Source organism: Streptomyces sp. NPDC029159, assembly GCF_055564055.1.
The window spans coordinates 61136-83116 of the sequence record NZ_JBVHWT010000019.1; the positions used below are offsets into that span (position 1 = coordinate 61136).

The 21981-nt window shown below is 74.2% G+C and carries 22 protein-coding genes and 1 pseudogene; 6 read left to right on the forward strand and 17 right to left on the reverse strand.

Annotated features, from left to right (window positions below; translation table 11 throughout):
* Window positions 1–15 precede the first annotated feature (15 nt).
* The 4 genes from ACZ4U4_RS28185 to ACZ4U4_RS28200 all read right to left on the reverse strand — a co-directional run bounded on the left by ACZ4U4_RS28185 (window position 16) and on the right by ACZ4U4_RS28200 (window position 3286).
* Window positions 16–573, reverse strand: coding sequence for a YbaK/EbsC family protein (locus ACZ4U4_RS28185; RefSeq protein WP_467879887.1), 558 nt, complete (start codon window positions 571–573; stop codon window positions 16–18).
* 213 nt (window positions 574–786) lie between these two features.
* A complete protein-coding gene (locus tag ACZ4U4_RS28190) occupies window positions 787–1557 on the reverse strand; it encodes an acyltransferase (protein WP_467879889.1) in 771 nt (256 codons plus the stop codon).
* Between the two features lie 53 nt (window positions 1558–1610).
* The gene (locus ACZ4U4_RS28195; protein WP_467879891.1) at window positions 1611–2177 is read right to left on the reverse strand and encodes a gamma carbonic anhydrase family protein; all 567 of its coding nucleotides are present in this window, start codon (window positions 2175–2177) and stop codon (window positions 1611–1613) included.
* Window positions 2178–2335: 158 nt separating this feature from the next.
* The gene (locus ACZ4U4_RS28200) at window positions 2336–3286 is read right to left on the reverse strand and encodes an SDR family NAD(P)-dependent oxidoreductase (RefSeq protein ID WP_467879894.1); all 951 of its coding nucleotides are present in this window, start codon (window positions 3284–3286) and stop codon (window positions 2336–2338) included.
* Between the two features lie 211 nt (window positions 3287–3497).
* Between ACZ4U4_RS28200 and ACZ4U4_RS28205 the strand changes: the two genes are divergently transcribed.
* Window positions 3498–3707 carry a hypothetical protein gene (locus ACZ4U4_RS28205; protein ID WP_467879896.1) on the forward strand — a complete coding sequence of 70 codons (210 nt, stop codon included), beginning with the start codon at window positions 3498–3500 and terminating at the stop codon, window positions 3705–3707.
* Between the two features lie 54 nt (window positions 3708–3761).
* On the opposite strand, the gene ACZ4U4_RS28210 is transcribed toward ACZ4U4_RS28205, so the two are convergent.
* Both ACZ4U4_RS28210 and ACZ4U4_RS28215 read right to left on the reverse strand, forming a co-directional pair.
* Window positions 3762–4415 carry a DedA family protein gene (locus ACZ4U4_RS28210; protein ID WP_467879898.1) on the reverse strand — a complete coding sequence of 218 codons (654 nt, stop codon included), beginning with the start codon at window positions 4413–4415 and terminating at the stop codon, window positions 3762–3764.
* Between the two features lie 183 nt (window positions 4416–4598).
* The gene (locus ACZ4U4_RS28215) at window positions 4599–5054 is read right to left on the reverse strand and encodes a DUF4442 domain-containing protein (RefSeq protein WP_467879901.1); all 456 of its coding nucleotides are present in this window, start codon (window positions 5052–5054) and stop codon (window positions 4599–4601) included.
* Window positions 5055–5235: 181 nt separating this feature from the next.
* On the opposite strand from ACZ4U4_RS28215, the gene ACZ4U4_RS28220 reads away from it, so the two are divergent.
* Window positions 5236–6513 carry an MFS transporter gene (locus tag ACZ4U4_RS28220; RefSeq protein WP_467880049.1) on the forward strand — a complete coding sequence of 426 codons (1278 nt, stop codon included), beginning with the start codon at window positions 5236–5238 and terminating at the stop codon, window positions 6511–6513.
* Window positions 6514–6530: 17 nt separating this feature from the next.
* Here the strand turns inward: ACZ4U4_RS28220 and ACZ4U4_RS28225 are convergent, their stop codons facing one another.
* Window positions 6531–7385, reverse strand: a complete 855-nt coding sequence (locus ACZ4U4_RS28225; RefSeq protein ID WP_467879904.1) for a spermidine synthase — start codon at window positions 7383–7385, stop codon at window positions 6531–6533.
* Window positions 7386–7525: 140 nt separating this feature from the next.
* Between ACZ4U4_RS28225 and ACZ4U4_RS28230 the strand changes: the two genes are divergently transcribed.
* The 3 genes from ACZ4U4_RS28230 (at window position 7526) to ACZ4U4_RS28240 (ending at window position 9661) form a co-directional block, all read left to right on the forward strand.
* Window positions 7526–8227, forward strand: a complete 702-nt coding sequence (locus tag ACZ4U4_RS28230) for a TVP38/TMEM64 family protein (protein ID WP_467879907.1) — start codon at window positions 7526–7528, stop codon at window positions 8225–8227.
* A 176-nt stretch (window positions 8228–8403) separates the two neighbouring features.
* Window positions 8404–9276, forward strand: coding sequence for an undecaprenyl-diphosphate phosphatase (locus ACZ4U4_RS28235; protein WP_467879910.1), 873 nt, complete (start codon window positions 8404–8406; stop codon window positions 9274–9276).
* A 199-nt stretch (window positions 9277–9475) separates the two neighbouring features.
* Window positions 9476–9661, forward strand: a complete 186-nt coding sequence (locus ACZ4U4_RS28240) for a hypothetical protein (RefSeq protein ID WP_467879913.1) — start codon at window positions 9476–9478, stop codon at window positions 9659–9661.
* A 96-nt stretch (window positions 9662–9757) separates the two neighbouring features.
* Here the strand turns inward: ACZ4U4_RS28240 and ACZ4U4_RS28245 are convergent, their stop codons facing one another.
* From ACZ4U4_RS28245 to pqqA, 5 genes and pseudogenes are all read right to left on the reverse strand, one after another.
* On the reverse strand, window positions 9758–10783 hold the full coding sequence (locus tag ACZ4U4_RS28245; RefSeq protein WP_467879915.1) for a chitinase: 1026 nt from the start codon (window positions 10781–10783) through the stop codon (window positions 9758–9760).
* On the reverse strand, window positions 10783–11943 hold the full coding sequence (pqqE, locus tag ACZ4U4_RS28250; RefSeq protein ID WP_467879918.1) for a pyrroloquinoline quinone biosynthesis protein PqqE: 1161 nt from the start codon (window positions 11941–11943) through the stop codon (window positions 10783–10785). Before pqqE ends, ACZ4U4_RS28245 begins: the two co-directional genes overlap by 1 nt.
* On the reverse strand, window positions 11940–12197 hold the full coding sequence (pqqD, locus tag ACZ4U4_RS28255; RefSeq protein WP_467879921.1) for a pyrroloquinoline quinone biosynthesis peptide chaperone PqqD: 258 nt from the start codon (window positions 12195–12197) through the stop codon (window positions 11940–11942). The genes pqqE and pqqD overlap by 4 nt, the downstream gene beginning before the upstream one ends.
* Window positions 12194–12952 carry a pyrroloquinoline-quinone synthase PqqC gene (gene pqqC / locus ACZ4U4_RS28260; RefSeq protein WP_467879924.1) on the reverse strand — a complete coding sequence of 253 codons (759 nt, stop codon included), beginning with the start codon at window positions 12950–12952 and terminating at the stop codon, window positions 12194–12196. The genes pqqD and pqqC overlap by 4 nt, the downstream gene beginning before the upstream one ends.
* A 267-nt stretch (window positions 12953–13219) precedes the next feature.
* A pseudogene (gene pqqA, locus ACZ4U4_RS28265) lies at window positions 13220–13297 on the reverse strand (pyrroloquinoline quinone precursor peptide PqqA); the annotation flags it as partial.
* A gap of 1190 nt (window positions 13298–14487) precedes the next feature.
* Between pqqA and ACZ4U4_RS28270 the strand changes: the two are divergent.
* The gene (locus ACZ4U4_RS28270) at window positions 14488–15630 is read left to right on the forward strand and encodes a PQQ-dependent sugar dehydrogenase (protein ID WP_467879927.1); all 1143 of its coding nucleotides are present in this window, start codon (window positions 14488–14490) and stop codon (window positions 15628–15630) included.
* 86 nt (window positions 15631–15716) lie between these two features.
* On the opposite strand, the gene ACZ4U4_RS28275 is transcribed toward ACZ4U4_RS28270, so the two are convergent.
* The 5 genes from ACZ4U4_RS28275 to ACZ4U4_RS28295 all read right to left on the reverse strand — a co-directional run bounded on the left by ACZ4U4_RS28275 (window position 15717) and on the right by ACZ4U4_RS28295 (window position 21685).
* Window positions 15717–18044, reverse strand: coding sequence for an MFS transporter (locus ACZ4U4_RS28275; protein WP_467879930.1), 2328 nt, complete (start codon window positions 18042–18044; stop codon window positions 15717–15719).
* Between the two features lie 833 nt (window positions 18045–18877).
* On the reverse strand, window positions 18878–19915 hold the full coding sequence (locus ACZ4U4_RS28280; protein ID WP_467879933.1) for an aminoglycoside phosphotransferase family protein: 1038 nt from the start codon (window positions 19913–19915) through the stop codon (window positions 18878–18880).
* A 63-nt stretch (window positions 19916–19978) separates the two neighbouring features.
* A complete protein-coding gene (locus ACZ4U4_RS28285) occupies window positions 19979–20716 on the reverse strand; it encodes a 2OG-Fe(II) oxygenase (RefSeq protein WP_467879935.1) in 738 nt (245 codons plus the stop codon).
* Window positions 20717–20782: 66 nt separating this feature from the next.
* Window positions 20783–21292, reverse strand: coding sequence for a methylated-DNA--[protein]-cysteine S-methyltransferase (locus ACZ4U4_RS28290; RefSeq protein WP_467879938.1), 510 nt, complete (start codon window positions 21290–21292; stop codon window positions 20783–20785).
* 165 nt (window positions 21293–21457) lie between these two features.
* Window positions 21458–21685 (reverse strand): hypothetical protein, encoded by a 228-nt coding sequence (locus ACZ4U4_RS28295; protein WP_467879940.1) that lies wholly within the window; start codon window positions 21683–21685, stop codon window positions 21458–21460.
* Window positions 21686–21981: the final 296 nt, after the last annotated feature.

Sequence of the window (21981 nt, forward strand, 5' to 3'; positions counted from 1 at the left end):
GCCGGGTCGGGCAGGTCAGGCGGTCGCCAGGCCGTCGAGGACGGTGGCGTGCGGGAGTTCGGCCAGTGCCTTGCCGGGGACGATGAGCTTGCCGCGGCGGCTGCCGCTGCCGATCAGTGCGTAGGGCGTGTCGGCGACGGCGGCGTCGACGAGCAGCGGCCAGTGGGCGGGCAGCCCGATGGGGGTGATGCCGCCGTACTCCATCCCGCTGTCGTCGACGGCGGTGTCCATGGGGGCGAACGACGCCTTGCGGGCGCCGAGTTGGCGGCGGACGGCGCCGTTGACGTCGACGCGGGTGTGGGAGAGGACGAGGCAGGCGGCGAGGGTGGTCTCCCCGCCGCGCTTCCCGGCGACGACGACGCAGTTCGCCGACTGCTCCAGCAGCCACTCGCCGTGGTGGGCGACGAGGACGGCGGTGTCGGCGATGTCGGGGTCGGTGTCGACGTAGCGGATCTCCTCCACGGGCACCGAACCGCTCCAGGCGCGCAGGGCGGCGGCGACGGGTGCGGCGAGCAGGTCCAGGCGGTCGACGGCGGGCCGGACATCGGAGAAGGCATCCATGGGCACGGGCATGGCGCCAAGTTAACAGCCGGACGCGGGGGTTCGGCTCCGCGTCTCATGGTGTGGGCGGGCGTCGGGGGCCGATCGGCGGGAGCCGGAGCGGCGGGTTTCCCGCAGGTCGGGGCCCGGCCGCCGGGAGTCCGTACCGGCGCGAGCGCGGTCCGGTCGGCCGCGGCGAGCCCCGGTCGATACACGGCGGGCCCGTCAACACCTCGCGGGCGCCGTTCACCCGCCGGCCGGCGTGGTGCCTTCGGGCTCGGGCGGCGTCTCCAGGGCGGAGAGGGCCACGAGTTGTTCGGGGGTGACGCCCTCCGGGACGGGGACGGGGGCCGGGGTGCGCAGCGGTGGCTGCCAGCCGGAGGCCGCCTCCCAGCGGCGGACGACGCGGGCGGGGGCCCCGGCGACGACGGCGTGGTCGGGGACCTCGCCGCGGACCACCGCGCCCGCCGCGACGACCGCGTTCCGGCCGAGCCGGGCGCCGGGCAGGATGACCGCGCCGGTGCCGATCCAGCTGCCCGGGCCGATGCTGACCGGCGCGCTGCGCGGCCACTGCTTGCCGACGGGCACCTCGGGGTCGTCGTAACTGTGGTTGGTGGTGGTGAGGTAGACGCCCGGGCCGAAGAAGCAGTCGTCGCCGATGGTGAGCGGGACGTCGGCGATGACATGGCTGCCGCGCCCGAGGACGACGCCGTTGCCGAGGGTGAGGATCGGGTCGGGACCCAGGTCGAGGTCGGGCATCATCCCGGCGGTCAGGGTGACGTCCTGGGCGATGATGCAGTGGTCGCCCAGGGCGATCCAGGGGTCGCCGAAGACCGTGCCCTGCGGGAAGGCGAGGCGGGTGCCGGGGCCGATGGCGCGGAAGCGGTACGGTCCGGGGCGCTCGGCGGTGACCGCGCCCGCCCGGCTCATCCACCGCGTCCCGCGGTGCACGGCGCGCGAAGCGGCCCGGCGCCGCCAGGCGGCGAGGGAGGAGAACACGTTCTTGTTCGACACCACTCGCACACGGTACTCAGCGCGCCGGGCGCCCGGTCGCCCCGCCCCTGTGATCTTCACCCCAGACCGGCGGTGCGGGCCGGGGACGCGGCTCGGCCGGTGAACGCGGCGGCGTGGGTCTCGGCGAGGTCCCGGTAGACGGCGGCGTTCAGCTTGATGCCCTCGCGCTCCTCGCCGGTCAGCTCCCGCTTGACCTTGGCGGGGACCCCGGCGACCAGCGAGCCGGGCGGGACGACCATGCCCTGCGGCACCAGCGCCTGTGCGGCGATCAGCGAACCGGCGCCGATGTGCGCACCGTTGAGGACGGTGGCGCCCATGCCGATCAGGACGTCGTCCTCGACGGTGCAGCCGTGCAGTACGGCGTTGTGGCCGACCGAGACCCCGGCGCCGACGGTCACCGGGAAGCCGGGGTCGACGTGGACGGTGCAGTTGTCCTGGATGTTGCTGCCGGCGCCGACGGTGATCGGGCCGCAGTCGGCGCGCAGCACCGTCTGGTACCAGATGCTCGCCCGGGCGGCGAGGGTCACCTCCCCCAGCACGACCGAGGTCGGGGCGGTGAACGCCGCCGGGTCGACGACCGGTGCGGTGTTGCCCACGCCCGCGATGAGTGCGCCCTGCGCCATTGCCGTTCTCCTTCGTCCGTTCGAATCGCGCCGGGTGCACAGTAGGCGACGTGGCGGACGGGGCGTCAGGCGGCCTCGCCCACCGGAGGACCGGCGCAGCCGCGGCGGCCCTCGTCCCCCCGACCCGCCGGACGGCTGCTCCGGGTGCCGCTGCGCGCCTACCGGAAGCCGAGGTCCGGGTCGGCGTCGGCCAGTTCGCTGCTGATCGTCCAGAGGCGGGCGGCGGTGACCGGGTCGGTCATGTGCGCGGGGACGGGCTCGCGCCGTGGGGCGCCCCGCAGTCCGAAGACCTTCGGTCCCCAGAGGTCCCCGCCCGCCACCTCCGGGTCGAGGACGGCACGGACGACGGGCCAGGCCCCGGCCTCCTTGCCCTGCACCAGGAGTCCGGCGGGCAGGGCGCGCAGCCGTTCGCCGCGGGTGGTCACCCGGATCGGCGGGCGGGACGGGGTGAGCCCGTCCAGCGCGCCGCCGGGGTGGGCCACGACGCTGAGGACCGGGCTGCCGGCCGCGCGCAGCCGCCGGTCGAGGGCGAAGCCGAAGCACATCTGCGCCAGCTTCGACCGGCCGTAGGTGCGCTTGGGCCGGTAGTCCCGCACCGACTGCGGATCGTCGAGGTCCAGCCGCTCGGACCGGGCCGCGAAGCTGCCCACCGTCACGATGCGGCCGGCCGGTGCCGCGGACAGCAGGGGGGCCAGCCACCGGGTGAGCGCGAAGTGGCCGAGGTGGTTGGTGGCGAACATCAGCTCATGGCCGTCCGCGGTCTCCCGGCGTGACGGGTCGTCGAGCGCGACCCCCGCGTTGTGGACCACCGCGTCGAGGCGGTCCAGCTCCAGCCGGTCCACGGCGGTCTTCAGGGACGGCAGGTCGGCGAGGTCCAGCGGAAGGTGGCGCAGCTGCGCGCCGGGGACCCGCGAGCGGATCGAGGCGGTGGCGGCGTCGGCCTTCGCGGCATCCCGGCTGCCGAGGACGACGACGGCGCCGGTGGTGGCGAGCTGTTCCGCGACGAAGTAGCCGATCCCGGCGTTCCCCCCGGTGACCAGGAAGGTCCTGCCCTCGGCCGGCGGGAGCCGGTCTACGTTCCACACTTGGCTCCGGGATGCGGTGGACACGGTGGCAGGCTCCTCTGCTCGGGGCGGTGTGCTCGCGGGGAGCACCGGTCCACACAAGATCGCAGCCTGCGCCGACACACCGCCGACAGCTCACCTCCGCCGCCGACAGATGTCCGATCGCCCCGGAGGGCGAGCGGGTCGCCCTTACGTACGGTCACGCGCCCCGCACCGCCGGCATGCGATCAAGAGGGGTGGCGGTCAGGCTGGGGCCATGCAGCGCGCACCCGTCATCGTGCACCCGCCCTGCTCGGGCGGGCGCCGCGTCACGCTCCACGGGCAGGACATCGGGCGGGCCCGGCGGCCGGGCGACGTCGCCGCGTTCCTGCGCCGCGCCGGGTTTCCGGCGGCCGATCTGATCTGGGACGACGCGGGGATCTGCGAGTGGCGGGAGGGCGGGCCGGAGATCTGGTTCACCCGCTGAACGCCACCGGCCCGGCGGCAGAAGCCACCGGGCCGGGAGAGAAGGGAAGACGGGTCAGTCGGTCGAGGCCCCGACCGGCTTCTCCTGCGCCGCCTCGCGTGCGGCGGCGGCCTTCTTCGCGCGCTGCTTCATGACGAGGAACGAGCCGACGCCGAAGAGCAGCGCGGCGACCAGGCCCAGCCAGGAGAAGCGCTGGAGCCATGCCTCGGCGACCACACCGACGCTGTAGATGAGGGCGGTGGTGCCACCGGCCCAGACGATGCCGCCGAGGACGTTGGCGATCAGGAACTTCCAGTACGGCATCTTCAGCACGCCCGCCAGCGGACCGGCGAAGATCCGCAGCAGGGCGATGAAGCGGCCGATGAAGACCGCCCACATGCCCCACTTGTGGAACTTCTCCTCGGCCATCGCGACCTGGTCGGGCCCGAAGTGCTTGGGGAACTTGCGGCCCGCCCAGTCCAGCAGCGGCTGCCCGCCCTTGCGGCCGATGAGGTAGCCGATCGAGTCGCCGATGATCGCACCGGCCGACGCGCAGGCGCCCAGTACGAAGGGGTCGATGTGGTCCTGGGTGGCGGCCAGGATCGCCGCGCTGACGAGGACGATCTCCCCCGGCAGCGGAATGCCCAGGCTCTCCACCCCGATGACCACTCCGACCAGGAGGTACACGCTGATGGCCGGTACCGTCGCCAGCCACTCCTGGATGTGCAAAGCCGCTTCCTCCGCATGGTGTCGGGCCCCCGTGGGCCGCTGCCGGGTGTCACCGAAGCCGGTGCATCCGATTCCCCCGGCGCGCCCGGACGGGCGCGCCTGGGAAGCGTACTCGACACCCCGGCACGCGGGCGGGGCCGCGCACGCGCCGGGGGACGTCGGGAGGCGGAGGTGGGGCGAGGGTCAGCTGTTCGGGCGGAGGGTCCAGACGATGGACATCTCGCCGGTCACCGCGCCGTCCTCGCGGGTGAGCGTGACGTTCACGGGGAATTCGGGGCGCTGCCCGGCGTCGAGGTCGGCGATCACCTCGGCGACGGGGCGGCCCAGCTCCGCGGTGGCGGTGACGGGGCCCATGGCGAGCTTCTTGTAGCCGATCTCGGCGCCGACGGCGAGCGGTACGGCGCGGTGCAGCTCGGAGCCGAAGGCGCTCATCACGATGGCGCCGCTGGCGGACTCGGCGAGGGTGAACATCGCCCCGGCGTGCGGTCCGGCGACGTGGTTGTGGAAGGCGGGCTGGTCGGGCAGGCGGACGACGGCGCGTTCGGCCGTGGTCTCGGTGAATTCGAGGTTGAGGGTGCGGACCATCGGCACGGAGGCCGCCATCATCGCGCCGATCGACGGCAGGGACTCGGAAGACATGCGCGTCATGTTACCTACGAGTAGCTTGCCGGGGAAGGCCCCGACCTGCGGCATCGCCGCGGCGCCTATCGTTGACGTCCATGACGACGACCGCACCGCCGCCCGGGAGACCCGGCCCGCGGCACACCGCCGCCCCGCTCCCCCGCCCCGTACGCCCGGCCCCGGCGTCGGCGGTGCGGCGGTGAGGGCACGGCCGGTCTGGGCGGGGCGGAACTTCACGATCCTCACGGCCGCCACGGTCATCTCCGGGCTCGGCCACTCCGGTGCGCTGATCGCCGCCGCGTTCGCCGTGCTGGGGGCGGGCGGCTCGGCCACCGACGTCGGGCTGGTCGCCGCCGCCCGGACCGTCCCGCTCGTCGCGCTGCTCCTGGTCGGCGGGGCGCTCGCCGACCGGCTGCCGCGGCACCGGGTGATGGTCGCGGCCAACGCCCTCAGCTGCGTCTCCCAGGGCGGCTTCGCACTGCTGGTGCTGGCCGGCGAGCCGCAGCTGTGGCAGATGGCGGCGCTCGCCGCGCTGGGCGGCGCCGGGCAGGCGTTCTTCGGGCCCGCCTCGGAGGGCATGGTGCTCGCCAGCGTCTCCGGGGAGCACACCTCGCGGGCGTTCGCGGTGTACCGGATGGGCATGAACGGCGCCAACATCGGCGGCGCCGCGCTCGGCGGCGCACTGATCGCCGCCGTCGGACCGGGCTGGGTGCTCGCCGCCGACGCGGTGGCCTTCGCCTGCGCCGGGGCACTGCGCGCCTTCCTCGACGTACGCGGGGTGCCGCCGCGCACGAACGACGGCGGCATGCTGCGGTCGCTGCGCGAGGGCTGGCGCGAGGTGATCTCCCGGCCCTGGCTGTGGTCGGTGGTGCTGCAGTTCGCCGTGGTCAACGCGGTGATCGCGGCGGCGGAGGCGGTCTACGGGCCGCTGGTCGCCGATGCGCATCTGGGCGGTCCGGGGCCCTGGGGCGTGGCGCTCGGCGCGTTCGGCGCGGGCACCCTGGCCGGGGCGCTGCTGATGACCCGCTACCGGCCCCGGCGGCTGCTGCTGACCGGTTCGCTGTGTGTCTTCCCGCTGGCCCTGCCGTCGGCGGCGCTGGCGGTGCCGGTGTCCGCCGGGTGGCTGACCGTCGTGATGTGCCTGACCGGCGTCGCCGTCGAGGTGTTCATCGTGACGTGGATGACGGCGCTGCACCAGGAGGTCCCGGAGGAGAAGTTCTCCCGGGTCTCCTCGTACGACTGGCTGGGCTCGGTCGCCGGGATCCCGCTCGCCACCGCGCTCGCCGGTCCCGTCCAGGAAGCCGTCGGCCTCCCGGCCGCCCTTTGGGGCTGCGCCGGTCTGGTCGTGCTGCTCACCGCGGCGGTGCTGTGCGTCCCGGACGTACGGCGGCTGACCCGGCGCACACCGGACGCGGCGGCGGTCGCCGCCGCGCCGGACGTGGTGCCGCCGGTGGCCGAGGGCCCCGCGGTCGGCTGAGGCGGCGTGCCGGCCGGTCAGCCGAGGCGGAACGCGCCCTGCGGCGGCTCGGGCGAGGCGACCGCGTCGGCGTCCTGGACCGGGACGGCGTCGCCGGTCAGCCGGCGCAGCGCGGCGCCGTGCGTCACCCGGGCGGGGAAGGCGTCGCCGGCCGCGCGGCGGGTCAGCGCGGCGAGCGGCAGCGGGGCATCGGAGGCGACGAGGACGGTGTTGCCGAAGCGGCGGCCGCGGAGCACGGACGGTTCGGCGATCAGCGCCACCTCGGGCCAGACCGCGGCGGCGCCCGCGAGCTGGCCGCGCAGGAAGGTGAAGGGGGCGCCGTCGGCGAGGTTCGCCGCGTAGATCCCGCCGGGGCGCAGGACGCGGGCCACGGCGCGGGCGTAGGTGAGGGTGGTCAGATGCGCGGGGACCCGCGAGCCGCCGAAGACGTCGCCGATGACGAGGTCGGCGGAGCCCGCGGGCGCCTCCTCCAGCGCCTGCCGGGCGTCGCCCGCGTGGACGGTGACGCCGCTCCCCGCGGGCAGCGGCAGTTCGTCGGCGACGAGGGCGAGCAGCCCCCGGTCGGCCTCGACGACGTGCTGGCGGGAGCCGGGGCGGGTGGCCGCGGCATAGCGGGGCAGGGTCATCGCGCCGCCGCCGAGGTGGAGCACGTCGAGCGGTTCCCCGGGCGGCGCGGCCTCGTCGAGGACGTGGGCGAGGCGGCGGACGTACTCGAACTCCAGGTGGTCGGGGGCGTCGAGGTCCACGTAGGACTGCGGGGCGCCGTCGACGGTCAGCAGCCGGGCCCGGGGCCGGTCGACGTCGGGCAGGAGTCGGGCGGTGCCGCCGTCCACGGCACGGATGACCGGTATCGGCTCGGAGGGTGCGTCCACGCCCCCATTGTGCCGGGCGGGCGGGGGCGGAGCGGAGACGGGGCGCGGCGGTGGTGGCCGCGTGCGCCCGCGGCGCCGCCCCTGAGCGGCGCGCCTCATGTGCCCCTGGTGGGCGGGTGCCCGTCGGTTACGCTCCCGACGTGTTCGAACCCGCCGCGCCCTCCGACGGTCCCGCCGCGCGCGCCGTGCGCCTGCTCCTCTCCCCCTGGTGCCGGCTGGCGCTGCTCGCGGTGGTGCTGGCCTGCGCGGCGGGGGCGATGCTGTGGTGGCAGCCGCAGCGGCTGCTGACCGGGGATCTGCCGGAGCGGATGACGGGGCCCGGCGGGCTGATCGTCTACGCCGTGGCGTACGGCGTGTGCACCACGGCGTTCGTGCCGCGGCCGGTCCTCAACCTCGCGGCGGGCGCGGTGTTCGGCAGCAGTTCGGGGAGCGCCACCGCGCTCGCCGGGACGGTGCTGGGCGCCGGTTTCGCGTTCGGGCTGGGCCGGTGGCTGGGGCAGGATGCGCTGCGGCGGATGCTGCGGGCCCGGTGGCTGACCGCCGCCGACCGGCAGCTGAGCGAGCACGGTTTCCGTTCCATGCTGGTGGTCCGGCTGCTGCCGGGGCTGCCGTTCTGGGGGACCAACTACTGCGCCGCGGTCTCCCGGATGCGCTGGTCGCCGTTTCTGCTGGCCACCGCGGTCGGCAGCGTCCCCAACACCGTGGCGTACGCGGTCGCGGGGGCGCGGGCGACCGCCCCCACCTCCCCGGCGTTCCTGCTCGCGATGGCGTTCATCGCGGTGAGCGGGCTGGTGGCGGCGGGCCTCGCCTGGCGCAAGCGGGCGGCGCTGCGCGGCGGCTGACCGGCGGTCACCCCGCGGCCGTCCGGGCGTGGCCCGCCGTACACCTTCCGTCGTTACGGTGCCCGGGCCGCCACATGATCGCCTTCGCCGTCCGCCGTGCCGTGCCGCTTCCCCGACGCCCGGCGGCGCGCGGGGGCGGGCGGAGGCGGGCGGCCTCATCCCGGGATTGCCGCCCCATGAGCTGGTTCGCCTCCTTCGTCCTCGGACTCGTCCAAGGGCTCACCGAGTTCCTGCCCGTCTCCTCCAGCGCCCATCTGCGGCTGACCGCCGCGTTCGCGGGCTGGCACGATCCGGGCGCGGCGTTCACCGCCATCACCCAGATAGGCACCGAAGCCGCCGTGCTGCTGTATTTCCGCGCCGACATCGCGCGGATCGTCTCGGCGTGGGCGCGATCGCTCTTCGACCGCCGGATGCGGAGCGATCACGATGCGCGGACGGGCTGGCTGGTGATCGTGGGCTCGGTGCCGATCGGGGTGCTGGGGCTGACGCTCAAGGACGCGATCGAGGGGCCGTTCCGCGATCTGCGGCTGATCGCCACCACGCTGATCGTGCTGGGCCTCGTCCTGGGCTTCGCCGACCGGCGGGCGGCGCGTGCGGAGCACGGCGGGCGTCACCGCGCCGCCGCCCGCCGCAAGGACCTCGGCGACCTGGGCGTCCGCGACGGTCTGCTCTACGGCGTCTGCCAGGCGATGGCGCTGATCCCGGGCGTCTCCCGCTCCGGCGCCACGATCAGCGGCGGTCTGCTGATGGGCTACACCCGCGAGTCCGCCGCCCGCTACTCCTTCCTGCTCGCCGTCCCCGCCGTCCTCGCCTCCGGTCTCTACGAGTTGAAGGACGCGGGCGAGGGCAACGTCGCGTGGGGGCCGACCCTGCTCGCCACCGCCGTCGCGTTCGCCGTGGGGTACGCGGTGATCGCCTGGTTCATGAAGTTCATCAGCACCAAGAGCTTCCTGCCGTTCGTGATCTACCGCATCGTGCTGGGCCTCGCGCTCTTCGCCCTGATCGGTGCCGGGGTGCTCGCGCCGCACGCGGCGGAGTCGGCCGGATGAGGCTGCCGGCCCCGCGGCGGTCGCTGAGCGTGTGGGAAGGGACACATGCAGCCAGCGAACCTTTGGGGAACGTTCCGTTGTTCGCGCTGGTCAACCGGGAGTTGCGGCACGGCCGGTGGCGGCAGGTGCGGCCCCGGGGACCGGGAAGGGCCGTGCACGGGGTGCGGAAATGTCAGTGACTGCCCCTAGCATGTCTGCCATGTCCCCTGCTCCTTCCGCCCTTTCGGGCACCCCCGCCCCTGCCTCCGAGGCCAACGACGCGATCCGCCGTTTCGTCTGCGCCCGGCCCAGCTGGACGTGGACGGCGCAGGACATGACGGAGTACGCGACGCTGCTGGAGAACTGGACGCAGGCGGTGCGCGCGGAGGTCGTCGAGGCGGCGTGACCCACCGCGCCTGACGGTGCGTCACACGCGCCCGGACCACGGACGCGCGGTGGCCCCCGGCGCTCCGGGGCCACCGCTCCGTTCATCCGCGCCGGGTCATCCCTCGTACTGCGCCACGATCTTGGTGTACGCGTACGGCTCCTGGTCGACGCCGCTGCAGCTGTCGCCGTCGCTGCCGGAGCCGCAGGAGCGGTCGCGGTTGACGGCCCAGTAGGCGAAGCGGGCCAGGTGGTGGGCGCGGGCGTAGTCGAGGATCTTCTGGAAGTCGTCGAGGGTGACGTTCTCGTCCTCCTCGTCGGTGTGGCCGTTCATGGAGGAGACGCCGATCTTCCGGTAGGCGTCGTCCTCGCTGTAGCCGTAGGCCGACTTGACGTCGGCGGCGAGACCGTCGAGGGCACTGACGGTGGCCTCACCCATGGTGCCGCTGTGGCTGCCGAAGTCGAACGGCATGATCACCCAGCCGTCGTTGTCCAGCCCCGCCTTGGCGCCACGTGCGATGAGGTCCTTGCCGTCGTCCGACGGGCCCTCGGGCGTGGCGCCCATGGTGACGTAGGTGACGAGCCCCTGGTTGGCGTCCTTGACCTTCTTCAGGGCGTCGACGACGCGCTGGCGGACGGTGGCGTTGCTCATCTCGGTGTCCTCGATGTCGATGTCGAGGGCCTTGAGGTGGTACGCGTCGATGACCTTCTGGTAGGCACCGGCCAGGGCGTCGGCGCTGGTGCACTTCTCGCCGAGCTTGTTGCCGCTCCAGCCGCCGGCGGAGATGACGACATCGCCGCCGCCGGCGCGGATCGCGTCGATCGCCTTGGCGTCGCTGCCGCCGGTCAGCGGCCGTTCACCGTCCCAGGCGGGGTTGCAGCCGCCGTCGGAGAGGATGAAGGCGAGGGTGAACCACTTGATACCGGTCGCCTTCATCACGTCGGCGGGCGGCTGCGGGTCGCCCCAGCCGAGGTACTCGTAGGGCGCGGCGGCCATCGGCGGGGCGGCCTTCGGGGTGTGCGCGGGCGGCGCGGAGGCGGCGGAGGGGCCGGCGGCACCGGCCGTGGCGGCGGTGGCCAGGAGCGTCGCGGCCACGGCGCCGACCAGGGCGCGGCGGCGGGTGGGGGAGGTGGCGCGATCCATCAGGAGTTCTCCACTCTGCGGGACGGGGACGGTCGGCCGGGTCGCCGGGGGCGGCCCAGCGCGCGGGACGGTGGCGCGGGTGCGTCCACCAGGTCACGGATGACGGTGTGGTGCGGGGAGTGGCGGCATGCCGGGTCGGTGGCGGCGGCGTCCCCGGTGAGGGCGTACGCCTGGCAGCGGCAGCCGCCGAAGTCCCGCTCGCGCAGCGCGCAGCTGCGGCAGGGCTCGCGCATCCAGTCGGTGCCGCGGTAGCGGGCGAAGGCCGGGGAGCGCTCCCAGATCCAGCGCAGCGGCCGGTCACGGACGCCGGGCGGGTCGAGCCCGGGGAGGGCGGCGGCCGCGGGGCAGGGCAGGACGGTGCCGTCGGGGGTGACGGTGAGGGAGACGGCGCCCCAGCCGCCCATGCAGGGTTTGGCGGTGCCGTCGAAGTGGTCGGGGACGACCCAGATCACCTCGACCCGGCCGTCGAGCTCCCGCCGCCGGCGCCGTACGGTCTCCTCCGCCTCGGCCAACTGCGCCCGGGTGGGCAGCAGTTCGGCCTTGTTGAGGAGCGCCCAGCCGTAGAACTGCGTGTTGGCCAGCTCGATGCGTCCGGCGCCCCAGGCGGGGGCGAGGTCGATCAGCGCGTCGAGGGCGGCGAGGTTGTGGCGGTGCAGCACGACGTTGAGGCCGAGCGGCAGTCCGGCGTCGGTGACGAGGGCGGCGGCGCGCTCCTTCTCGGCGTGGGCGCGGCGCCGCCCGGCGATCCGGTCCCCGTCCGCCGCGTCGGCGTGCTGGACGGAGAGCTGGACGCTGCGCAGTCCCGCGCCGGTGAGCGCGGCCAGCCGCTCGCGGGTCAGCCCGACGCCGCTGGTGATCAGCTGGGTGTGGATGCCCGCCCCGTCGGCGGCGGCGACGATCTCGGTGAGGTCGGCGCGGAGCAGCGGTTCACCGCCGGAGAGATGGGCACTGACGACGCCGAGGTCGGCGGCCTGACGGAAGGTGTCCTGCCACTCCGTGAGCGTCAACTCGGCGCTTCTGCCGGTGAGTTCGAGCGGGTTGGAGCAGTAGGTGCAGTGCAGCGGGCAGGCGTGGGTCAGCTCGGCGAGCAGCGCCCAGGGCGGCGGGGGCGCGTCGGTGCCGGGCGCGGGCCCGTCGTCGGGGGTGAGGTGGGCGGTCATCGCAGCCAGCCCTCCTTCCGTACGCGGTCGAGGAAGGCGGGGACCTCGTCGGCGATCGGCGCCCCGGGGTGGCGGGCGGTCAGCTCCCGCACGATCTGGGGGACGTCGCGGGTGCCGTCGCAGAGCCGCAGCACCTCGCCCGCCGAGCCCTCCAGCACCACGACGCGTTCGGGCAGGAGCAGCAGGTCGACGCCGCGGACCCGGTCGGCGCGGAGCAGGACGCCGGGGGCGGGGCCCGGGCGCCAGGTGGTCATGCCGGGGCTCCGGCCGGGTCGGCGGCGGGCGGGCGGCCGCCGCGTTCGACCGCGTCGAGGAGCGACCAGAGGACCTCGCATTTGAAGGTGAGGGCGGCGACGGCGCGGTCCTGGTCCGCCTCGGTCCGGGCGCCGTCGAGGACGAGGGCGAGGGCTTCCTTGCTGTCGCGGCTGCCCTGTCCCTGCCGGTCGTGGAAGTAGGTCAGGCCGTCCCGCTCGATCCACGGGTAGTGGCGTTCGAAGGCGCCGATGCGGGTGCGCATGATGTCCGGGGCGGAGAGTTCGGTGAGGGAGGCGGCGACCGCCTCCAGCGGGGAGCGCAGCCGGCAGAAGTTCACATAGCCCTCGACGGCGAGACGGACGCCGGGCAGCACCCCGGACTCGTCCAGCAGAACGGCGCGGTCGATCCCGGCGGCCTCACCGAGCCGCAGCCAGCGCTCGATGCCGCCCTCGCCCTCTCGGTCGCCGTCGTGGTCGCGGATCCGCCGCAGCCACATCCGGCGCAGCTCGGGCGTGCCGAGTTTCGCGGTGATCAGGGCGTCCTTGACGGGGATGTGGCGCTGGTAGTGGAACCGGTTACGGATCCAGCGGCGCAGCTCGTCCGGCGTCAGTTCTCCCTCGTGCATCCGGACGTTGAAGGGATGCCGGTCGTGGTAGTGCTCGCGTGCGACGGTGCGCAGGCGCTCCTCGAAGGAGGCCCGGGCCGCCGGAGGGACACAGTGGTCGGGGGTCGGGTCTCCCTGCAGGCCGTTCATGGCGCGATCTCCATCCCTTCCGCCGCGGCGCATTCCCCCGCGGCGGACGCCCAGGTGGGCGCCGCAGGCCGGGGTGCGCGGGGCGGCGGTGCGCGGGGTTGGTGGGGGTGAGAGGTGTGGGGGTGGCGTTCCGGTGGGCGCGTGCCCGGCCGTTGCGGGTGGGCACGCGCCGCGGGGCCGGGGTAGGCGGCCGCCGGCCCGGCCACCGGCGTGCCCGTCGGCGGTGCGCGGTGTTCGGGCAGGTCGGCGGCGGGTGCGGTCGGTGGGTCAGCGGTCGGCGAGGCGGTACGCGGTGACTTCGAGCGCGGTGTCGATCACGGTGTACCCGGGGGTTACCCAGGCGGTCGCGGGCCGGGCGGCGACGCCGTGCGGACGGGGCGCGGCCGCCGGGGCCTCGGTGGACGGGGCGTCGGTGGTGTGCGGGGTGTGTACGGTCTGCAGGCTGGTCATGGGGGTTCCGCCCTTCGCTGATGACAGGTGATGGGAACGGAGAGTTTCGGACACGGCCGTTACATGCCCCGGGCGCCTCCCGCGTCGGCTACGGCGCCTACGCTCTGGACGGTCGCCAACTCCCTTGCAATGCGGGCAGGTTGGCGCGAGAGGGCATGCGGCACGGCACCGTCCCGGCCGACCGGGCATACCCGGTGCACCTGCCGCGCCGTGACGCTCCGTACCGCACCGCAGAATCACCGCCCACGCGCGCCGGAGTCAATGGGGCGGGACAGCATTGGTCCGGTCCTTTTCCTCGCGGGGCGCCGGAGCCACTCTTCGCCTTACGGGTAACACGCCTGGTGGGGCCGCCTGTTCGCAAGCGCTTCCGGGACGGGGCGATCTCTGGCACGGCGGCGACATCTGTGGGCGTGAGTTCCGGATGTCGAACGGGCGAGAGGTTTTTCGAAGGGTGGGGCTGGCGGGATGCGGCAACACGACGCGGGTCGGGGCGCGTTGAGGTATTCGGGGGCGGGGCGCGTTGTCGCGTTGGGGAAGCGGGAGGGCTGCGGGGGCCATGCGGAGGGCGCCGGGCGCGCGGAGGTGGCGCTGGGTGCGCGGAAGCGGCGCTGGATGCGCGCATTTTGCGCGGGGCGAACTCGCTTCGGTGTCGAACTCCGCGGTGATGCCGGGCCGGATTGCTGGTGCTCAACTCAGCTCTGCCGCCCGGCATTTCCGCAGGTAGTTAGCGGTCTTTCGCTGAACTTCGCCACAGGCGGCAGGCCCGGCGCGGGCGTCTCATAGGGCGACGGGCGGCGCACCCAGCGGGAAGCCACCCGGCACCGCGACCGCGCGCCTACGCCCCTCGCACCCCTGTCGGGTCTCTTGACGGTGTGCGGGGCCCGCAGTAGGTTCCCGGCCAGTCAACAAACAGGAAACTTTCCTATCAGCTTTTGGCGGTCCACCACCGGCCCCGTGCCCGGACGGGGGTGGGGGTGTTCCGCGCCCGATCGCCGTGGACGAGGACCCGTGTCCCGCCACGCACCGCCCGCGCCACCGCTCCCCCGGCTCTGTCCTGCCGCACCTTCCTGACCCGGAGGTCCCCCATGCGCAAGCGCAGCCCCTTCGACACCCACCGCCTCTCGCTCCCCAGCCTCGGCGCGTCCGCCGTGGCCGTCGGGCTGCTGCTCGCCGCCGGTACGGCCGGACCGGCCACGGCGGGCCCCGCGCACCCGGCGCACCCGGCGGGCGCCAACAGCCCGGCCACCGTGGCCGATTCCACGCCCGGCAAGCCCGTGACCGTTTCGGAGGGCTGGTCCATCCCCTGGGGGCTGAGCTGGCTCCCCGACGGGTCCGCGCTGCTCACCGAGCGGGACACCTTCAAGGTCTTCACCCTCACCCAGGACGGCAAGAAGAAGCAGGTCGGCAAGGTCCCCGAGGTGGTGACCACCGGCGGCGAGGGCGGGCTGCTGAGCATTGCGGTGTCGCCGAAGTGGAAGAGCGACCACCATGTCTTCGTGATGCACACCGCCAAGGAGGGCAATCGCATCGCCCGCCTCACCTACCAGGACGGCAAGCTCAGCGACTACACCGTGCTGGTCAAGGGCATCAAGAAGAACACGTACCACAACGGTGGGCGCATCAAGTTCGGCCCCGACGGGCTGCTCTACGCCACCACGGGCGAGGCCCAGACGCCCGATCTGGCGCAGGACAAGAAGTCCCTCAACGGCAAGATCCTGCGAATGACGCCCGACGGCAAACCGGCGCCGGGCAACCCCTTCGGCAGCCTCGTCTACTCCCTGGGCCACCGCAATCCGCAGGGCCTGACCTGGGATGCCCAGGGACGCCTGTGGGAGGCGGAGTTCGGCAACGCCAAGTACGACGAGCTGAACCTCATCGAGCCGGGCAAGAACTACGGCTGGCCGGTCTGCGAGGGCACCTGCTCGGACAGCGGGATGACCAACCCGAAGCGCCAGTGGCCGGTCAAGGACGCCTCCCCCAGCGCCGTCGCCTACGCGGACGGTGCGATCTACATGGCGGCACTGCGCGGCCAGCGGCTCTGGCGCATCCCCGTCGACGGCACCACCGCCGGCACCCCCAAGGCGTACTACACCAAGGACTACGGCCGGCTGCGCACCGTCGAGGCCGTGCCCGGCAAGAAGGCGCTGTGGCTGACGACGACCAACGCCGACAACAACGGTGACGGCGGCGCCGGTTCGGACAAGGTGTTCCGGATCGACCTGAAGTGAGCACGGCGGGCACCCCCTCCCGGGGCCGGGCCGTGTATGCCCGGCCCCGGGTGGGCGGCGGTCCCCCGCACTCAAGCGCCCCCGGCTCAGCCGGCCTCGTCGGACGACGGCTGGACGAGGTCCACGTCGAGCGTCCGGTGACTGCCCGCGGTGAGGGATATCGGGGTGGCGCGGGGCGGGTAGCCGGACGCGGTGAGCGTCAGGTGGCTGCCGGTCAGGCCGTCGAAGGCGAAGGCGCCGTCCGGGCCGGTGACGGTGTGGCCCGCGACCGTGCCGTCCGTCAGCACCGTCACGGCGGCGTCCGCGAGCGGCGCACCGCCAGGGCCCCGGACCGTGCCGCGCACCGAGGCCACCGGCAGCAGCCGTATCTCCTCGCAGCCGGTGACCCCGGAGGCATCCGCCAGATCGACGGTGCGGGTCTCGGTCCGGTGCCCAGGGGCGCTGACAGTCACCGTGCAGACGGTGCAGGGCAGTTCGCGGATCTCCCAGCGGCCGTCGGCGCCGGTGGTCGCCCGGCCCGCCACCGTGCCCTCGGCATCGGTGACGACGACCTCGCCCCCGGCGAGCGCGGCGCCCTGCTCCCCGCCGTACAGCGTGCCGGTGAGCCGCGCGGCGCCGGTCAGCGTCAGCAGGACGTCCACGGGGGCGTCGCCGCAGGTGAGCGCGAGGGCGTGCGGAGTGTGGCCGGGGGCGGTGCCGGTGAGGACATAGCTGCCCGCGCCCGGGTCCGGGAGGGCGAAGCGTCCCTCGGCATCGGTGGTGGTGACACCGGCCTGGCGGCCCCGCCGGTCGATGAGGGTGACGCTCGCCCCCGCCACCGGCGCACCGGCCGCGCTCCGGATGCCGCCCCGTACACCGGCCCGGCCGACCCTGTCGACCGGGGCGTCAGCGGGCTCGGCGGTGCCTGCACCGATGGTCTCCGGCGCCCCGTCGGTGTTCCCGGCGACGAGCGTGGGGCGGGCGGTGCGGCGCTGCGAGGGCAGGAATGCGGCGAAGACGACGCCGAGGAGCACCGCGCCGGTGGCGATCACGAAGGAGGTCCGGAACCCGGCCATCGTCGGGTAGGTGACCGGCCCCCTGGTGGTGGACATATGGGCCAGCACCATGCCGATGACGGCGCTGGACACGGAGGTCCCGATCGACCGCATCAGGGTGTTCAGTCCGTTGGCGGCGCCGGTCTCGGACGGGTCGACGGCGCCGATGATCAGGGCGGGCAGCGAGGAGTACGCCAGGCCGATGCCGGCGCCCACGACCACCGCGATGATGACGGTCTGCCAGGGGGCGTTCATCAGGCCGATTCCGGCGCCGTAGCCGATGCCGATGATCAGCATGCCCAGGAGCAGGGTCACCTTCGGGCCGCGGCGGGCGGCGAGCCGGGCGTAGACCGGGGCGACCAGCATCATCGTCAGGCCGAGCGGCGCCACGCAGAGCCCGGCGGTCACCATCGGCTGGCCGAGGCCGTAGCCGGTGGACGTCGGCAGCTGGAGCACCTGGGGCAGCACCAGGGAGATGGCGTAGAACGCGACACCGACGGTGATGGACGCCAGGTTGGTGAGGAGGACTTCGCGGCGGGCGCTGGTGCGCAGGTCGACGAGTGGGTCGGCGAGGCGGAGTTCCAGCACGCCCCACAGCACCAGGAGGAGCACGGCGAGGCCGAACAGTCCGAGGGTGGTGGGCGAACCCCAGCCCCAGTCGCTGCCCTTGGTGATCGGCAGGAGCAGCGCGATCAGTCCGGCGGAGAGGCCGAGGGCACCGAGCAGGTCGAAGCGTCCTGGCGCCCGGACGGCGGTCTCCGGTACGACGAGCAGGGTCAGCGCCATCGACAGGACGCCGAGCCCGGCGGCGAGGAAGAACAGGGCGTGCCAGTCGGCGTGCTGGGCGACGAGGGCGGCGACGGGCAGGGCGAGGCCGCCGCCGACGCCGATGGACGAACTCATCAGCGCCATCGCCGAACCGAGGCGTTCCTTGGGGAGTTCGTCGCGCATGATGCCGATGCCGAGCGGTATCGCGCCCATGGCGAAGCCCTGGAGCGCCCGGCCGACGATCATGACGATCAGGTTGTCGGTGAAGCCGCAGATCAGCGAGCCGACGACCATGACGGCGAGGCTGGCGAGGAGCATCTTCCGCTTGCCGGAGAGGTCGCCGAGGCGCCCCATGATGGGCGTGGCGACGGCGCCGGAGAGCAGGGTGGCGGTCAGTACCCAGGTGGCGTTGCTCGGCGCCGTGCCCAGCAGCGTCGGCAGGTCCTTGATGACCGGCACGAGCAGCGTCTGCATCACGGCGACGACGATGCCGCAGAAGGCGAGGACGGGGACGATGCCGCCGGATCTCCGCTCCTTGGCGGGGTCGGAGACCGGGAGCGCGGCGGTCGGCGGCGCGCTCCGGGGTGGCTGTTCCGTCGTCGTCTGGGTCATGCCTGCGGCCTCCGGGCGGAGAGTGGAGCGGATAGGGATAGAGATACGGATCCGGTCTGTGCGGCTGGACGGTGCGGTGCGGTCTCGGGTGCGGCGGTGGCGCCGCGGGGCAGCGGTCGTTTCGTACGCGGCCGTGCCCGGTGGGCAGGGCGGTGTCGTCACGAGGTCCGGCGCACGGCGGGGCCTCGGGCCGGACGGCCCGGGAACGGCTGTGCACACCGGGGTCGAGGTGCGGGTGGTCGCCGCGTGGAGCGGTCAACGTGGGTGCGAAGAAAGGGTGTTGGCGCGGCGGTGGCTTCGGTGGGGCGAGGTCAGGGTGTCGGTGTGCCGCGTGGCGGGCCAGGTACGTGCATACCGAACGTTGTATGCCGTGGCCGTATTCCGGCGCGACCTCGTCCACCCCACGAGATGCGGGTGATCTGGGTCACTCCCCTCCCCGCCATCAGGTGTCTCTCCGTCATCGGCCCTCCCCCGGTGCCGTTTTCGCTGCTGATCCGGCCGGACGGCCGACGGTGCGGCCGGACGCGGACCCGGCTCACCGGCGGCCGGACGCCGTCCCGGCCGCGGCGACCACGGTCGGTCCGACCACGGATACCAGTCAACAGCACACCACTGACAACGGGTTGGCGCGCGAGCGAAGCCGAAGCGTTCGGGAGGCGGCGGAAAGGGCCAGGGCCCCTCACCCAACCGCGGCGAGACCCCCAGGTCGGCGCCCATGCGGAAGGTTGGGTGGATCTGGAGAGTTGGATCGAGAAAGTTGGACCGGCCGGAATCCGGCCGGGGCCGTGGAGCGGTCCGGAGCAGTCCGGTCGGCCACGAGCAGCCCGGTGCTCTTACGGCCGTTGGCGGGGCAGCGGTTGGAGCGTGGGCCATCGGACGAGCATGGCGGACCGGAGGGCCGCGGCGAGTCGCCCCAGGCCGTTGAGGGCGCTGCCGTCACCGCCGTCGGCGGTCATCCGGCTGACGGTTCCGAGGCGGTGGACGAGTCGCTGCCGGGCCGTTGCCGTACCCCAGGTCCAGTCCCGGTCCGGGATCGCGGCCAGGTGGTCGGCGGTGCCGCGTTCCGCGCGCGGGACCAGGGCATCGCCCCGTAGCAGCCACGCGGCGCAGGCATCGGTGAGGTCGGAGGGGGCGTCGGTGCCCGTGGCGTCACGCCAGGTCGCGCGGTAGGCGGACTCCGCCGCGTGCAGCAGGGAAGGGGGCGGGGCCGTGACGCACCAGCAGGTCGGGAAACCGACGCGGAGGTAGGCGAGTTCCACCAGGCCCTCGCCCAGCGCGGCCTGTTCGAAGTCGATGAATCTGACCCCGGTGCGGGTGTGCAGGTCGTTGCCGGGGCACGGATCGCCGTGCAGCAGGGCGTGGCCCTCCGTGCCGGACCGGCGGTCCACCAGGGCGTCCAGCTCGGCGCGGACACCGGCCGGAAGCGCCACGCCGAGCGTCCGGGCGAGTCCGAGGAAGGAGTCGATGTCGCCTTCGGTCGGGCCGGACCAGGCGGGGAGTGTGCCGGTGTCGTCGGCACCGGTGGCCGCATGGAGGCGGGCCAGCGCCGTGGCGTGGTCGACCACCCAGTCCTCGCGAGGCGGCTGAGCGTCCACGTACTCCAGAACCAGGACACGTGCGGCCGGATCGGTGCCCAGAAGCCTCGGCACCACGGGCGGGTCGACCCGGGAGGCGAGCTTCAGCGCCGTCACCTCACGGGCGTACCTCTCGGCCGCCGCCGGTGCGTCGACGAGCTGCTTGACCACCACGGGGGTGCCGGACAGCTCGGCCCGCCACACCCGGGAGCGCGGGCTGCTCTCCAGTCGGCGGGCCTGGCGGGGTGTGCCCAGCGCGGACCGCAGCTCGTCCCCGAAGGGCAGTGGTGGGCGCATGGGCTCATGCTCGCACGCGCGGGTACGCGCGCACCGCGCATTCACGCCCGGTGCCGCCGCACTTCACGCCTCGTGGAAGACGATCCCGAGGGAGTGGCGGCGGCCGGACCGGACCGTGCTGACGCCGTGGCGGATCTGCCCCGCCGACCAGCCGCGGGCGGAGCGCACCGGGCGGTCGCGGGTGGTGAAGACGAGGCCGCGGCCCTGTTCCAGGACGGTCGTCGTGCCGCGGGACTGGGCGCGCGGGCGCTGCTCGACGAGGAGGAATTCGCCGCCGGTGTAGTCGTCGCCGGGGACGTCGAGGCCGATGACGACCTGGAGCGGGAAGACCAGATCGCCGAAGAGGTCGCGGTGGAGGGCGTTCCAGTCGCCGGGGCCGTAGCGCAGCAGGATCTGGGAGGACCTGTCCTGGCCTGCGGCGTGGCACCGCTCCAGCCAGGCGTCGAGGCTGTCGGGCCAGGGGGCGGGGCGGCCGAGCCGGTCGGCCCAGTCGCGGGCCACGGGCAGCAGCAGCGGGTAGAGCGCGGCGCGCAGTTCACGGACCGGGCCGGGCAGCGGGTCGGCGAAGTAGCGGTACTGACCGGAGCCGAAGCGGTGGCGGGCCATGTCCACCGTGGAGCGGAAGAGTTCGGGCCGGTCGTACAGGGCGATGAGGTCGCGGCAGTGCGCGGGCGTGAGCAGCGGTGGCGTCATCGCGCAGCCCAGGGTGTCGAGTTCCGCGGCGAGGGCCTGCGGGTCCGTGGCGGCGACACGGGCCGCGAGGCCGGCGCGGGCGGGGTGGCGGACGGCGGTCGTGGACATGCGGGGCTCCGGTGCGGGGCGGGTCGGGGGGCCGTGGCGCGCCCCGCGGCGGGGGCGCGCCGGTGGTCATGCGGTGCGGGGCAGCGCGTTCTCCAGGCGGAGCAGCTGCTCCTTGCACGCGGGGCCGGCCGCGTAGCCGGAGAGGGAGCCGTCGGCGCCGATCACGCGGTGGCAGGGCCGGACGATGAGCACCGGGTTGGCGCCGATGGCGGAGCCCAGGGCACGGACGGCTCCGGGGACGGCGCCGATCTCGGCCGTCAGCTTGCCGTAGCTGGTGGTGGCGCCGTACGGGATGGCTTCGAGGGCCTTCCAGACGCGGGTGCGGAACTCCGTGCCCGGGGTGGCGATTTCGAGGGTGAAGTCGGTGAGTTCACCCGCGAAATAGGCGCGGAGCTGGCGGATGACCTCGGTGAAGGCCACCGGGTCGTGGGTCCAGCCGTCCTGGACGGTGGCGCCGCCCTTCTGGCCGGGCAGGGACAGGGCGGTCAGTGCGGTGCCGCCGACGGCCGTCGCCGACACCTCGCCCACGAGGAGGAGTTCGCCCAGGGGGCTGTCGTACGTGGCGTAGTGGGTCATGGGACTGTCCGTTCCTGAGATTCTCGGCGGTACACGCTCCACTGTGCGGTACTGCCGGGGCTCTCGCTGGCGGAAATCGGACACGGCGCTCCGGTGGGGGCGCCCCCCTGGGCAGGCGCCGGACGGCTTCGGGGCGCACGGCCGTCGCCGACGCCCGGAGGCCGGTCAGGCCGGTGGGATCGGCCAGTCGTCCAGGTCGCCGCCGCGCCATTCGACGAGGCGGGGGTCGTCGAGCGGGATGTCCTCGGCCGGTTCGCAGAGGCCGGCCCGGCGCAGGAACTCGGCGACGTCACCGCGGCCGTGGGCCAGACCCACGATCTGGCCGTGCACGGTGACGCGGCGCCCTCCGGAGGACGACGGCGGATGCACGATGACGGGCGGGTGCTCGGTCATGCCTCCAGCCTGCGACGGGGTCCGCGCCCTCGCATGTCGACCCGGTCCGCGGCGTCCCCGGCGGTCCGTGGGGGAAGCCCCGGCCGGACGGGGGGGAGAGCCGGCCGGGGCGGCTGGGGTGCGGGCCCGAAGGCGGTCGCCCCTCGGCGAAAGGCACTGTGGGGCTTCAGCCGAACGATCATCCCCACAGGCGGAGGGTTAGGCCCGGGGACACAGTTCCTCCGGCACCCGCACTCAGGAGAACAGCGAACCGGAGAGCGGTGTTCCGCCCCGCCCCAGTGACGGCGGTCACGCGC

Bases quoted from the DNA above. Each gene is read 5' to 3' on its own strand.
- ACZ4U4_RS28185 (WP_467879887.1), bottom strand. From the start codon at position 573: ATGCCCGTGCCCATGGATGCCTTCTCCGATGTCCGGCCCGCCGTCGAC.
- ACZ4U4_RS28195 (WP_467879891.1), bottom strand. From the start codon at position 2,177: ATGGCGCAGGGCGCACTCATCGCGGGCGTGGGCAACACCGCACCGGTC.
- ACZ4U4_RS28205 (WP_467879896.1), top strand. From the start codon at position 3,498: ATGCAGCGCGCACCCGTCATCGTGCACCCGCCCTGCTCGGGCGGGCGC.
- ACZ4U4_RS28215 (WP_467879901.1), bottom strand. From the start codon at position 5,054: ATGTCTTCCGAGTCCCTGCCGTCGATCGGCGCGATGATGGCGGCCTCC.
- ACZ4U4_RS28235 (WP_467879910.1), top strand. From the start codon at position 8,404: ATGAGCTGGTTCGCCTCCTTCGTCCTCGGACTCGTCCAAGGGCTCACC.
- ACZ4U4_RS28240 (WP_467879913.1), top strand. From the start codon at position 9,476: ATGTCCCCTGCTCCTTCCGCCCTTTCGGGCACCCCCGCCCCTGCCTCC.
- ACZ4U4_RS28245 (WP_467879915.1), bottom strand. From the start codon at position 10,783: ATGGATCGCGCCACCTCCCCCACCCGCCGCCGCGCCCTGGTCGGCGCC.
- pqqE (WP_467879918.1), bottom strand. From the start codon at position 11,943: ATGACCGCCCACCTCACCCCCGACGACGGGCCCGCGCCCGGCACCGAC.
- pqqD (WP_467879921.1), bottom strand. From the start codon at position 12,197: ATGACCACCTGGCGCCCGGGCCCCGCCCCCGGCGTCCTGCTCCGCGCC.
- pqqC (WP_467879924.1), bottom strand. From the start codon at position 12,952: ATGAACGGCCTGCAGGGAGACCCGACCCCCGACCACTGTGTCCCTCCG.
- ACZ4U4_RS28270 (WP_467879927.1), top strand. From the start codon at position 14,488: ATGCGCAAGCGCAGCCCCTTCGACACCCACCGCCTCTCGCTCCCCAGC.
- ACZ4U4_RS28275 (WP_467879930.1), bottom strand. From the start codon at position 18,044: ATGACCCAGACGACGACGGAACAGCCACCCCGGAGCGCGCCGCCGACC.
- ACZ4U4_RS28280 (WP_467879933.1), bottom strand. From the start codon at position 19,915: ATGCGCCCACCACTGCCCTTCGGGGACGAGCTGCGGTCCGCGCTGGGC.
- ACZ4U4_RS28285 (WP_467879935.1), bottom strand. From the start codon at position 20,716: ATGTCCACGACCGCCGTCCGCCACCCCGCCCGCGCCGGCCTCGCGGCC.
- ACZ4U4_RS28290 (WP_467879938.1), bottom strand. From the start codon at position 21,292: ATGACCCACTACGCCACGTACGACAGCCCCCTGGGCGAACTCCTCCTC.
- ACZ4U4_RS28295 (WP_467879940.1), bottom strand. From the start codon at position 21,685: ATGACCGAGCACCCGCCCGTCATCGTGCATCCGCCGTCGTCCTCCGGA.